This window comes from Pectinatus cerevisiiphilus, assembly GCF_004341685.1.
Taxonomy (GTDB): Bacteria; Bacillota; Negativicutes; order Selenomonadales; family Selenomonadaceae; genus Pectinatus; species Pectinatus cerevisiiphilus.
Window position 1 is genome coordinate 24,565 of sequence record NZ_SMAA01000021.1, and the last position, 11,520, is coordinate 36,084.

The 11,520-nt window shown below is 41.3% G+C and carries 14 protein-coding genes; 8 read left to right on the forward strand and 6 right to left on the reverse strand.

Translation table 11 applies throughout. The features are described from left to right. Nucleotide 1: 1 nt before the first annotated feature. The 3 genes from EDC37_RS11060 (at nucleotide 2) to EDC37_RS12640 (ending at nucleotide 3,290) form a co-directional block, all read left to right on the forward strand. Entirely contained in the window at nucleotides 2–496 is a 495-nt protein-coding gene (locus EDC37_RS11060) for an ATP synthase subunit B family protein (protein WP_132551317.1), read from the forward strand. A 239-nt stretch (nucleotides 497–735) separates the two neighbouring features. After that, a complete protein-coding gene (locus EDC37_RS11065) occupies nucleotides 736–2,589 on the forward strand; it encodes a TIGR03960 family B12-binding radical SAM protein (protein ID WP_330998859.1) in 1,854 nt (617 codons plus the stop codon). Beyond that, nucleotides 2,586–3,290, forward strand: coding sequence for a TIGR03936 family radical SAM-associated protein (locus EDC37_RS12640; RefSeq protein WP_330998858.1), 705 nt, complete (start codon nucleotides 2,586–2,588; stop codon nucleotides 3,288–3,290). The genes EDC37_RS11065 and EDC37_RS12640 overlap by 4 nt, the downstream gene beginning before the upstream one ends. A gap of 86 nt (nucleotides 3,291–3,376) precedes the next feature. Here the strand turns inward: EDC37_RS12640 and EDC37_RS11070 are convergent, their stop codons facing one another. Beyond that, the gene (locus EDC37_RS11070; protein WP_132551319.1) at nucleotides 3,377–5,041 is read right to left on the reverse strand and encodes a ribonuclease J; all 1,665 of its coding nucleotides are present in this window, start codon (nucleotides 5,039–5,041) and stop codon (nucleotides 3,377–3,379) included. Nucleotides 5,042–5,270: 229 nt separating this feature from the next. Here EDC37_RS11070 and thiM point away from each other — a divergent pair, with 229 nt between their 5' ends. From thiM to EDC37_RS11090, 4 genes are all read left to right on the forward strand, one after another. Continuing rightward, nucleotides 5,271–6,116 (forward strand): hydroxyethylthiazole kinase, encoded by an 846-nt coding sequence (thiM, locus tag EDC37_RS11075; protein ID WP_132551321.1) that lies wholly within the window; start codon nucleotides 5,271–5,273, stop codon nucleotides 6,114–6,116. A gap of 24 nt (nucleotides 6,117–6,140) precedes the next feature. Continuing rightward, a complete protein-coding gene (locus tag EDC37_RS11080; protein WP_132551323.1) occupies nucleotides 6,141–6,590 on the forward strand; it encodes a NanQ anomerase/TabA/YiaL family protein in 450 nt (149 codons plus the stop codon). Between the two features lie 211 nt (nucleotides 6,591–6,801). After that, the gene (locus EDC37_RS11085) at nucleotides 6,802–7,329 is read left to right on the forward strand and encodes a sigma-70 family RNA polymerase sigma factor (RefSeq protein ID WP_165874513.1); all 528 of its coding nucleotides are present in this window, start codon (nucleotides 6,802–6,804) and stop codon (nucleotides 7,327–7,329) included. Between the two features lie 109 nt (nucleotides 7,330–7,438). Next, on the forward strand, nucleotides 7,439–7,732 hold the full coding sequence (locus EDC37_RS11090) for a glycine zipper 2TM domain-containing protein (protein WP_132551327.1): 294 nt from the start codon (nucleotides 7,439–7,441) through the stop codon (nucleotides 7,730–7,732). Nucleotides 7,733–7,928: 196 nt separating this feature from the next. Here the strand turns inward: EDC37_RS11090 and EDC37_RS11095 are convergent, their stop codons facing one another. The 3 genes from EDC37_RS11095 to EDC37_RS11105 all read right to left on the reverse strand — a co-directional run bounded on the left by EDC37_RS11095 (nucleotide 7,929) and on the right by EDC37_RS11105 (nucleotide 8,891). After that, nucleotides 7,929–8,144 carry a DUF2922 domain-containing protein gene (locus EDC37_RS11095; RefSeq protein ID WP_132551329.1) on the reverse strand — a complete coding sequence of 72 codons (216 nt, stop codon included), beginning with the start codon at nucleotides 8,142–8,144 and terminating at the stop codon, nucleotides 7,929–7,931. A 34-nt stretch (nucleotides 8,145–8,178) separates the two neighbouring features. Beyond that, nucleotides 8,179–8,403: a DUF1659 domain-containing protein gene (locus tag EDC37_RS11100; RefSeq protein ID WP_132551331.1), complete on the reverse strand. Its 225-nt coding sequence runs from the start codon at nucleotides 8,401–8,403 to the stop codon at nucleotides 8,179–8,181. Between the two features lie 65 nt (nucleotides 8,404–8,468). Next, on the reverse strand, nucleotides 8,469–8,891 hold the full coding sequence (locus tag EDC37_RS11105) for a phage holin family protein (protein WP_132551333.1): 423 nt from the start codon (nucleotides 8,889–8,891) through the stop codon (nucleotides 8,469–8,471). Between the two features lie 123 nt (nucleotides 8,892–9,014). Between EDC37_RS11105 and EDC37_RS11110 the strand changes: the two genes are divergently transcribed. Further along, a complete protein-coding gene (locus EDC37_RS11110) occupies nucleotides 9,015–9,578 on the forward strand; it encodes an N-acetylmuramoyl-L-alanine amidase family protein (protein WP_132551335.1) in 564 nt (187 codons plus the stop codon). Between the two features lie 134 nt (nucleotides 9,579–9,712). Here the strand turns inward: EDC37_RS11110 and EDC37_RS11115 are convergent, their stop codons facing one another. Both EDC37_RS11115 and EDC37_RS11120 read right to left on the reverse strand, forming a co-directional pair. Continuing rightward, on the reverse strand, nucleotides 9,713–10,777 hold the full coding sequence (locus EDC37_RS11115; RefSeq protein ID WP_279388552.1) for a type II asparaginase: 1,065 nt from the start codon (nucleotides 10,775–10,777) through the stop codon (nucleotides 9,713–9,715). Between the two features lie 109 nt (nucleotides 10,778–10,886). Next, a complete protein-coding gene (locus EDC37_RS11120; protein ID WP_132551337.1) occupies nucleotides 10,887–11,405 on the reverse strand; it encodes a hypothetical protein in 519 nt (172 codons plus the stop codon). Nucleotides 11,406–11,520: the final 115 nt, after the last annotated feature.

The following is an 11,520-nucleotide window of genomic DNA, read 5'->3' on the forward strand; positions in this document are numbered from 1 at the left end:
AATGACAATTAATGAACTACTTGATGAATTAGAAAACTTAGTAGTTGATGCCCAGCGTCTTGTCTTTACCAATAAGTGCATTATTAAAGAAGATGACCTTATGCGTCTTATTGACGGCTTACGTAAGGAATTACCGCAAACAATCAAAAGTGCGGAAGATGTAATCCATAATAAAGAAAAGATTCTTGATGACGCGAGAACGGAAGCAACAAAAATCGTTGAACAGGCGAAGGATTACGGCACAAGAATGACTACAGAAAGTGAAATTGTCAATCAAGCGCGTATACAAGCCAAAGAAATTATGGATAAAACGATTGAACATACAGACGATTTAAAAAAGGATTCCATGAACTATGCAAATCAGGTATTTGACCATCTGATCACCAATCTCAGTGATATTTTACAAGTGGTCCATAATGCTAAGGGCAGCTTAAATGATGATCAGATAGAAAAACCGCAAGCTGCACCGCCGACCGTACCCCAAAAGAAAAAATAGCAATTATAATTTATATATGATTCATTCTTGGGTCGTGACAATACCGGTAAAGACTTGTTCTACCGGTTCGGATAAAAAATATTGTCCTTATTATATACCATAGGTGCTGACTGTTCCTTTCAGCTAGTGCCTATGGTATACTTTTCTGATGCAATAATATTAGTGGGTGCCGCAACAGGGGAAGTCTTTTATGGCGACCTGTTTGGGGCGGCAGTCTATAGAGAATAGGAAGAAAAAGAATGATAAAACTTTCACCGGCTGTTTTGCAGGCAGTCAGTAAACCAGCCCGTTATACAGGCGGCGAAGTTAACGCCGTGCATAAAGATTACAATAAAATTTCCTGTAGTTTTGCCTTATCTATGCCTGATGTTTATGAAGTCGGCATGTCCAATCTGGGATTGAAAATTTTGTATGAAGTCTTAAACAGCCGTACCGATATAGCCGCAGAACGGGTATATACGCCTTGGCCCGATATGGAAGAAAAAATGCGGGAAAACAATATTCCCCTTTATACGCTGGAATCCTTTCGAGAATTGAAAGAATTTGACTTCATCGGTTTTTCACTCCAGTATGAGCTGATTTATACAAACATACTTAACATGCTTGATTTGGCAGGAATTCCCATCTTCAGCAAAGACCGCACAGCCGAAATGCCTTTTATTATTGGCGGCGGGCCTTGCGTTTATAATGTAGAACCAATAGCCGAATTCTTTGACTTTTTTATTATCGGTGAGGGCGAAGAGGTTATTTTAGAGGTTGCCGATGCGTATATCAAATGGCAGGCCCAGAGTAAAACACATGACAGAGTAGAATTCCTGCATCGTGTGGCTGCCATCAGCGGCATATATGTTCCTTCTTTTTACCGTGCGGACTATTATGAAAATGGCTTATTTAAAGGTTTGACACCTCTTTATGATGATATTCCCACGACAATAAATAAACGTGTTGTTAAAGATATGGAAAATGTGCTGACTGTAGAAAAACCAATAGTACCATACATAAATATCGTTCATGACAGACTTATGCTGGAGTTGTTTCGCGGTTGCAGCCGCGGCTGCCGTTTCTGCCAGGCGGGAATTGCCTATCGGCCGGTACGTGAACGGAGCAGTGAAAGACTGCGTTCTTTGGCAAAAAAAATGATCAACAACACTGGCTATGATGAAATGTCGTTGACCTCTTTAAGTTCGGCGGACTATTCGTGCCTGCCTGTGCTTATTGATGATTTGACTGAAGACTATACAGGGGAAAAGATGAATTTTTCTCTTCCTTCGCTGCGAATCGACAGCTTTTCTATTGATATTGCCCATAAATTACAGACTACACGTAAAAGTGGTCTTACCTTTGCGCCCGAAGCCGGCACACAGCGGTTGCGTGATGTTATCAACAAAGGCGTTACGGAAGAAGATTTGCTCAAGGCTTGTTCTGCCGCGTTTAAACATGGCTGGAAAACTGTAAAACTGTATTTTATGATGGGACTGCCCACTGAAACAGATGAGGATGTAATCGGCATAGCTACGCTCGCCGAAAAAGTAGTTGCGCTTTATAAAGAAATAAAAGGACGTCGGGATGTCAAGGTGACCGTCAGTGTATCCTGCTTTGTGCCGAAACCATTTACACCGTTCCAATGGTTTGGACAAAACAGCAAAGCTGAATTTAAACGCAAGCAGCAGATTTTAAAGGAACATATCAATAACCGTGCCATCCAGTTTAATTATCATGATTCGTCTACCAGTATTTTAGAAGGTATCATTTCGCGCGGTGACAGGCGTTTGTCCAAAGTCATTTATAGAGCTTATAAAAAAGGAGCAAAATTTGACGGTTGGAGTGAAATGTTTAAATTTCCTATATGGGAGGAAGCCTTTGCAGAGGAAGGCATAGATACCAGCCAATATAACCTGCGTACCCGTGATTTTGATGAACAACTGCCTTGGGAACACACCACACCCGGTGTAAAAAAACAGTTTTTAATAAATGAATGGAACAAAGCCATGCAGCAGGAACTGACGCATGATTGCCGCCGTTCTTCCTGTACGGGCTGCGGTATCTGCCAGGCGCTCGATGTTGGGATAATAGACTGGGAGGGGAATAAATGACTGTATTTCGTATTGAGATAACTAAAGAAGAACAACTTCGCTATATTTCTCATCTGGATTATGCAAATCTGTTGCAACGGGCAATCCGCAGAGCCGGGCTGCCAGCAGCTTACTCCGAAGGTTTTAATCCGCATATGAAGGTTTCTTTCGCCTCCGCAATGGCTGTCGGTGTCACCGCTGATGCCGAATATGCCGATGTAGAACTGACCAATAATATCTGCCAGCCAGAGTTTTTTGATAAACTCAAAGCTGTTCTGCCCGCAGGAATGAAACTGCTCAGGGCAAAAGAAATAACCAGCGGCCGCCATCAGTCCATGAATGCCTTAGTGGATACGGCCTTGTATGAAATGAAATTCCCTGACGATATTACTGCCGATGAATTGCAAGCTACCATCGATCAATTCAATGCTGCTCCAACACTTATTTTTGTACGGGAGAAACAAGGTAAGGGCGCTAAAAAAGGACGGATCATAAAAAAAGAAATAGATATTAAGCAATTTTTAGCGTCCGCATTAACTGCTGGCGAAGCCGATAATGTCGTCCTAGCGGCGATAAAAGTTTCACCGCTCGGCAGTATTAAACCGATAGAAATAATTAATGCCTTAAAAATAAATTATTTACCCACCCTTGATAGCAATGCTGTCTTGATAAATAGGAAAACATTGTCCGCCGGTGGCAAAAACCTGATGGATTTAATTTAAAAAAGCAGAAACCAAAAGCACCCCTGCCCAATTTGGCAGGAGTGCTTTTTTACTTATTCCCAATTATGCAGGGAAATTTATTTTAATCAAACTTCCATTATAATAGGCAGTATCATCGGCCGGCGTCTGGTCTGTTCATAGAGATAACGACCAAGTGTTTCGCGAACATTGGCCTTTAATGCAGACCATTCGGTGACTTTATTTTCCAAGCATTTTTTAATGCTGGCAGCCACACGTTCTTTAGAGTTGTTCATAAGCTCTTCCGATTCGCGGACATATACAAACCCGCGTGAAACGATATCAGGACCTGATACAATGCAAGATTTTTCTTTATCCATAGTCATGACGACAATAATAATGCCGTCTTGGGAAAGCTGTCTGCGGTCACGCAGTACAATATTACCGACATCACCTACGCCAAGACCGTCAATCAATACCTTGCCGGACTGTACTTTGCCGACAATGGCACCCTTGTCACGTGTGAATTCGAGGATATTGCCGTTTTCCGCAATAAAGATATGATCGGGATCCATACCTATTTCTTCTGCCAACTGGGCATGTTTTACCAAATGACGGTATTCACCATGTACTGGGATGAAAAATTTAGGGCGAACCAAATTGTGCATGAGTTTCAGCTCTTCACGGCTGGCATGGCCGGATACATGAATGCCTTGATCCCTACCATAAATGACATTGGCGCCAAGCTTGAGGAGATTGTCGATTGTGCGGGCGACAAGCTTCTCGTTGCCGGGAATAGGAGTAGCTGAAAGAACGATAGTATCACCTGGAACGATACCAACTTTCCTGTGATCTGACATAGCCATACGCGTAAGCGCTGACATAGGTTCTCCCTGGCTGCCAGTGGTTATGATGACTATCTGTTCTGAAGGGAAATTATTAATTTCATCTATATCAATAATAAGTCCTTCTGGAGCATTCAAATAACCGAGCTTCAATGAAATGGTGACGACGTTTATCATGCTGCGCCCCAGTATCGCCACATGACGGTGATACTTTACAGCGTTATCCATTACTTGCTGGATACGGTGTACATTTGAAGAAAAAGTCGCAATGATAATACGGTCACGGGCGTTGCGAAACGTTTTGTCAAAAGCTATACCGACAGTCTTTTCACTAGGGGTATGGCCTTCCCGTTCTGCGTTCGTGCTGTCTGCCATCATTACCAGTACACCGCGATTGCCCAGTTCGGAAAAAGCACGAAAATCAGTCATTTTACCGTCAATAGGTGTATAATCAAATTTAAAGTCACCAGTATGTACGATCATGCCGAGCGGTGTGCGTATCGATAAGCCGGTAGCATCCGGAATACTGTGATTAACATGAATAAAACCTACACTAAAACAGCCGGCATTGATGATATCACCAGGGTTTACAGGATGAAGATTGCTGGCATCAACGTTATTTTCTTTCAGACGACCTTCTAAAATACCGAGTGTCAGTCTTGTTCCATAAATAGGAGCACTTATCTGCCGTAAGATGTAGGGCAGTGCGCCAATATGGTCTTCGTGCCCATGGGTCAGCACAATTGCTTTAATAATATCCTTGTTTTCAACCAGATACGAAATATCAGGAATAACAAGATCAATCCCCGGCATATCTTCATCCGGGAACATGAGTCCGGCATCAATGAGGATTATCTCATTCCCGTAACGGATCACCGTCATGTTTTTCCCAATTTCGCCCAGTCCCCCTAAGGGAATAATCTGCAATTTTTGCAGTTCCTTTGCCAAAAAATAGCACCTCCAAAAAAATATATAAAAATTTTAATTATCTGTGATATATTTAAAAAATATAAAGAACAATGTCCGCACAATAATTATCAACTATATTATATAACTAATCACATGACCTGTAAAGCAGGAGCCTGAAGTCCTTAAGCAGGGCGCTATCCAATTGATTTTTTAGCTTTGTATGCTATAATTAAGATGAATTTAGAAACTTCTGAAATGAGGGGTATTTTTGTTAGGACAATATTTAGAAGGAGTGCATGAAACGGCACCTCTTATTCACAATATCACAAATTATGTAACAGTTAATGATTGTGCCAATATTTTATTGGCCTGCGGTGCGTCACCGATAATGGCAGACGATCAGGCGGAAGTGGAAGCTATAACGGCAATCTGCGGCGGACTTACCCTTAATATAGGTACATTAAACAGCAATACCATAGCTTCTATGATATTAGCCGGCAAGAAAGCTGCCCAGCTTGACCATCCTATCGTGCTTGACCCTGTTGGTGCAGGAGCTTCACCGCTGCGTACGCAGACAGCGGCAGAACTTATCGGAAAGTTGCCGATCACTGTTGTACGCGGTAACGTATCGGAAATAAAAGCACTCAGTGATGGCAGCAGCCTAACCCATGGCGTAGATGCCAACGCTGCTGACAAGGTAAATGATGATAATCTTTGGGAATATTTCAGCTTTACCAAAAAACTTGCCGAAGCATGGGGTACTATCATAGCTATAAGCGGTGAGATAGACGTTATTGCCAATAAAGATAAAGCCTTTGCCATAAAGAACGGACACCCGTTGATGAGCAGGATAACAGGCAGCGGTTGTATGCTTTCTGTTCTAACCGCGGCATATGTGACAGCTGCTAAAAAAACACAAAACAGTTTATTGGAAGCAGTAGCCGCAGCCTTTTGCACGATGGGAATTGCCGGGGAAGTAGCTGCTAGCCGCATGGGCGAAATGGACGGCAATGCTTCTTTCCGAAACTATCTGCTCGATGCTGTGTTCAATATGACGGCAGAAGAATTAGATACCAAGGCAAAATATGAGCTTGTGTCTTATACGGATGATTGATAATATTTGAGTGGAGGAAGAAAAATGATTTTTGGTAATATTGCTGATGTAGGAAAGATGGATTTACCCGGAACCGTGAAACTTTGTCTCAAGTATTATGCAGAAAATGATCTTATTGCTAAAAAACCGGGATCTTATGTTATTGATGGAAAGAAAATATTTGTCAATGTAGCAGAATATGAAACAGAACTTGCAGCAGAACGTTTTTGGGAAGCACATAGAGAATACATTGATCTGCATGTCCTTATGGAAGGGCAGGAACGTATTGATGTAAGCTTTACTGAAAATATGCAGGAAAAACCTTATGATGCTGCGAAAGATATGCTTGTTCTTGAGGGACAGGCACAAGCTGGGGTCAACATGCTCCATGCTGGTGACTTTTTGGTATGTTATCCACAGGATGCGCACAGAACAGCGGTTCATGTTGATTTAAAGAGCAAGGTAAAAAAATGTATCTTTAAAATAAAAGTATAAGCCTTTAGTTTATAAATGATTCATCTTTGGGGAGATAGACAAATTAAGAAATTTGTCCATCTCCCCAATTTGAATTTATGGATGTGCTTGCTTAAAATAAATTTTCCGTATTTTCAGACTATAAGAGCGATTTTGTAGCAAAAGATTTTATACATTATGCTGGATGAAGCGCAAAATACGAGAAGCCGGCTTCTCACCAAAAGGTGAGAAAATGTATAAAAACGAAAAAAATACTCTTGAAGATTTTGAAGAATTGTTTAAAAACTATCAGGGCTTTCTGCGTAAAGCCTCTTCCCAAAATTATCTGCGGCCACTCCAAGAAGAAGCCTACGCGCAAGCTGTTTTGAGCTTTTGTGAAGCCTTTCGTAAATTTGACCGGCGGGCAGGTGTGCCTTTCGCCGGTTATGTCAAAGCAAAGATTAATGGTGATCTGTATACGCTTTTTAAGAAACATCGCCGTAATTGGCAGCGTGAATTGTATACTGACAGCAGCGATACCGCAGAAAATTTTTTAACACAATTGACTTTTGCGTCTCCCGAAAATGCTATAGTAGCTAAGCATTCCCTACTGGCTGCACTGCAACAGCTTTCTTCTCGGCAACGTTTGATCATAAAATATACCATCATACTCCAGTATACCCAAAAAGAGACAGCTGGTATATTGCGCATATCGCAACAAGCGGTAGCGGCGGGTAAAAAGAAGGCACTTTCTGAGCTTAGAAAGATCATTTTGAGATAAGTTGCCAACATATTAACAACGTGCTATACTGCCATATAGAGTTGGACTCACTTGATGTGAAAATACAGAAATTAATGTTTCGTTAAAATGAATAAGGGATGTGATTAGAATGATTTTGAAGAAAATAATTCCTTTTATGTTTGTTTTTATGTTTGCAGTTGGAACGATAGGAATTGGAACCCCTACACAGTCCTCTTCCGTACAACCGCTTCCTGGAGTAAAATCCTTGAGCAATGCGGCTGAAACTGCTCCTGCTTATAGTAAAGCAACAACCGGTGCTATTATCGGTGGTGTTGCTGGTGCTATTTCTGGACAGGAAGCAAAGTCTGGCAAAACGCAGCATACCATTACTAACGCAGCTATCGGTGCCGTTCTTGGCGGTGCTATTGGACATAACACCTAATATCTTAGTTAGACGCATCAAGTGAGTCTTGGTTTTATAACCACTCAAATGACTGTAGGAAGATGGGTTTCCCATTTTTTTACAGTCATTTTTTGCGTTTTACAGTCAATAAATAAGCCCTCCCCAAATTAGCTCTTAAGTCTAATTTGGGGAGGGCTCTTTAGTATAGTAAATTTATTTTCAGTATGGGATTTTCTTAAAGCTCAATATTTTCAACAGTCTTGACGTAAATACCATCAATTTTTGTGGCGGCCACACTGTCCTTCATGACGACATTATTTGTTATCATGTTGGTCATTGTTGACTCTACTTGCGCTCTGGTAACGTCATCCTTAGGATCAGCCAGATTGTAAGTCAGTTTTTTCCCATCGGCAAGGGTAAATACCATTTGCAGATTTTTTGTTACAGCCATATTTCCACCTCCTTATCTATTGATTTTACGTGGCTTACTCCTGGCTTAGAGTACACGTATCCTGGCGCACTACTGTGCCTAAAGTGTGTGCTTGCAAAGCACCGATTGCCGTGCCGGCATTGAGCAGATTATCATCACTTACTGCCGGGTTGATCGCGGAAAAACTGCGCTGCGCGTATTTTGTTTTGCCGCTTTCAGTAATACCGTTTTCTACCTTAATTATAAGGCTTGTGCTTAGATCCTTTTTCACTGTTGCCATTTTTCATTCCCCCTTTCACTCTTATACATGCCCTAACTCAGGAAAAATACAAATACCGGTCACTATTATTTTTCCTTTTCTTTCTGGCTTAACTGCTTGAATCTTATTTTTAACTTTTGGGGGATAGGCAACCCTGCTGATGCGGCATTCTCTAAAATAGACAGTCCCTCATTGCCTACGAAGAAATAAATTACCATCGTACGCACAAGCTCCTGTTCCTGGCCGACAGCATAATCTACAAAGTGGGCAGCCGCAACCATAAGCAGTATCATGACCTTTTTACATATCCCCCGTAAACCTATGCGGCTGTCTAAGCCTTGGTTTGGCGATATGCAGGCAGCAGTGATACCACTCAGGTAATCAAGTGCCATCATGAGTAGCAACGCTTCCATTGATTTGTCAAACTGACCTGTCATATAGGAGAAAATTGTACCAGTAATTGATATTGTGGCGCTTATGCCTATATCCTCCCGCGCTGGTAAAAACATTTTTTCACCTCCTCAATATATACATGCCTGTATATCAGTAAAATACAAAAAATAATTGTATATAGTAAAATCCTTTTGTCGTGGCATGTATAGATATGAAAATATAATTGAGGAGGTTTTAATATGAAAGTATTCATCAATCCGGGACACATGCCGGGAATAGACAGCGGTGCCGTAAATCGGGTATTGCATCTCCAAGAATGTGATATTGCGCTTTCGTTGGGAAATTTATTAGAAGGAAAATTGAAAAATGCTGGTTGTATAGTGCGGCTTTTGCAAAGTGATAACCTTTGCGGGGAAGCACCACCGGCACCGAATATCTGTTCGGCTGCCAACAGCTGGGCTGCTGATGTATTTGTTTCATTGCATTGCAACAGTTATAATACCGTTGCCCGCGGCATAGAAACGCTTTGTTATGTATGGGACAGCCATGCGGGGATTTTAGCGCAGGCTATCCAAAAACAGCTTGTCGACACTCTGCAAAAGCTTGACCAAACTATTCCTGACCGTGGTATCAAGATACGACCTGACTTGGCGGTGCTTCGCTGTACAGCAATGCCTGCGGTATTAGTGGAAACAGCTTTTATTGATAATGCGGATGATGCCTTATTACTCGTCAGTCAGCAAGAGACCATAGCCGCAGCCATTGCCCGTGGCATTACAGATTATTGGTGTCAGCTTTGCTAGAAAATTTGTAACAGACCATTTTATAAAAATGGAAAAAATAAAAACACCTTATGGAGACAAGCCTTGTTATTGGCTATTCCATAAGGTGTTTTTTATTGGGGGAGAGTTGATATCATATAATAATATATTACAAATCAGTATTCATTAAACATAGTCTGTATTTTATTGAGATCATGCGTTTTAGTTAAAGCTAACTGTAGTAAGATACGCGCTTTTTGTGGGTTTAGTGTACCACCGTTAAGAAAATGTTCGTCAACATATGATTGCTCAGATTGGATTACGGCACCATTAGTAACACGGGAGCTTCTTACCACTATAATACCGGCAGCTGCTGCCCTTGCCAATGCTTCTTCGTCAGTCTTATGCACACTGCCATTGCCGGTACCTGCATAAATAATTCCTTGTGCACCAGCCTTTACTGCCGCGTCGATAAGGATGCTGTCACCATCTGCATGGCTGTAAATAATGGGGACATAGGGCAGATTCATGACATTTTCCAAAGAAAAATCACTATTTATCGTATTGCGGCGTGTCGATTCACGGTAAAATACCGGCGTACCATCTTCAATATAGCCGAGCACTCCCAGTTCAGGAGCTTTAAAGGTGCTTGTCGTAAGTGTGTTTGTCTTGGTTACATCGCGGGCGGAATTTATTTCATCATTCATTGTTACCAAAACACCTTTTCCTACAGCCTGCTTATTAGCGGCAACCCGCACTGCATTGAGAAGGTTCATCGGCCCGTCAGCACTGATAGCTGTTGCCGGACGCATTGCCCCAACTAAGACCACTGGTTTATTGCTTTTTACTGTGAGATCTAAAAAATAGGCTGTTTCCTCAAGTGTGTCAGTACCGTGGGTTATAACGATACCATCGACATTATCTTGCGCCAGTAAGGTATTTACACGGTTCGCCAATTTTAACCAAATCTGGCTAGTCATATCCTTACTGTCTATACTGCATAATTGTTCACCGGAAATATTGGCATAATTTTTTGCCTCCGGTACGGCATTTATCAGGGTATCAATACCGATAGCACCTGCTTTATAGCCAGTAGTGGCTGTATCGGATGATGCGCTGCCGGCTATTGTTCCACCGGTAGCCAGAATTACAATATTGGGTTTTGACGAAGCAAACGATACCGGTGCAATCGTAAGCATCATCAGCATTGTCATGCTGGTGATTAAAATACTTTTTTTCAAAATCTTACAGCTCCTTTATGTAGGATATATTATAGCTTATAATCATAAATAAAAATACAGTTTCTGTTTCTTTTATGAATGGGAAAAATTAAAAAGCTGCTTGAAGATTTTATTTTTTAGAGGTGAGATGAAGCCCTGTTGCCCGGTGTAGTCTTGACCAAAGCATATCATCTAAATTATGGGTGAGCATAGAGTGCAACAGCATCGCGTCTTTTAAATGTTTCCGCACAGTGGTCAGTCCCCAAAGAATGGGGAATTTTAAACCATTTTCCATAATAATACATACCTGGCTGTCTTCTTGTTCCAAACGGTTTATATATACAAAATTAAAATAACCGATTGTAGTATCACCGTTTATTTTAGAATCCCTGACCCGCATCGGAATAAGCACAAGCTCCCAGCTGAAGCCCAATGGAATCCATAAACGCTGGTAAGTATATTTCCTAGCCCAGATTCGCAATAAACGCAGATCTTTGCAATTTCTTGAACCGATTTTTGCCAAAAGGGTAGCAGGTTTTAACGAATAAGCGGATTCATGGCCTTCCGCGTCAATAATAACTGTTCTGTCGCCATAGCAAGTATAGCGTGGTAAAATCGCTGCGATATCCCTATCACGAATAATTTCCATATTATTACCAACCTTTTTCGATGGTTAATTGTAAAATGAAATTGAACAGATAAAAATCCATAGTGACCTCGTGTTATGATTTAGGTGTCTAATCAAAAATATAACCTGAGGTAAT

Excerpts from the sequence above, each read along its gene's own strand:
- EDC37_RS11060 (WP_132551317.1), top strand. The coding sequence starts at position 2 with ATGACAATTAATGAACTACTTGATGAATTAGAAAACTTAGTAGTTGAT.
- EDC37_RS11065 (WP_330998859.1), top strand. The coding sequence starts at position 736 with ATGATAAAACTTTCACCGGCTGTTTTGCAGGCAGTCAGTAAACCAGCC.
- EDC37_RS12640 (WP_330998858.1), top strand. The coding sequence starts at position 2,586 with ATGACTGTATTTCGTATTGAGATAACTAAAGAAGAACAACTTCGCTAT.
- EDC37_RS11080 (WP_132551323.1), top strand. The coding sequence starts at position 6,141 with ATGATTTTTGGTAATATTGCTGATGTAGGAAAGATGGATTTACCCGGA.
- EDC37_RS11085 (WP_165874513.1), top strand. The coding sequence starts at position 6,802 with ATGTATAAAAACGAAAAAAATACTCTTGAAGATTTTGAAGAATTGTTT.
- EDC37_RS11090 (WP_132551327.1), top strand. The coding sequence starts at position 7,439 with ATGATTTTGAAGAAAATAATTCCTTTTATGTTTGTTTTTATGTTTGCA.
- EDC37_RS11095 (WP_132551329.1), bottom strand. The coding sequence starts at position 8,144 with ATGGCTGTAACAAAAAATCTGCAAATGGTATTTACCCTTGCCGATGGG.
- EDC37_RS11100 (WP_132551331.1), bottom strand. The coding sequence starts at position 8,403 with ATGGCAACAGTGAAAAAGGATCTAAGCACAAGCCTTATAATTAAGGTA.
- EDC37_RS11105 (WP_132551333.1), bottom strand. The coding sequence starts at position 8,891 with ATGTTTTTACCAGCGCGGGAGGATATAGGCATAAGCGCCACAATATCA.
- EDC37_RS11110 (WP_132551335.1), top strand. The coding sequence starts at position 9,015 with ATGAAAGTATTCATCAATCCGGGACACATGCCGGGAATAGACAGCGGT.
- EDC37_RS11120 (WP_132551337.1), bottom strand. The coding sequence starts at position 11,405 with ATGGAAATTATTCGTGATAGGGATATCGCAGCGATTTTACCACGCTAT.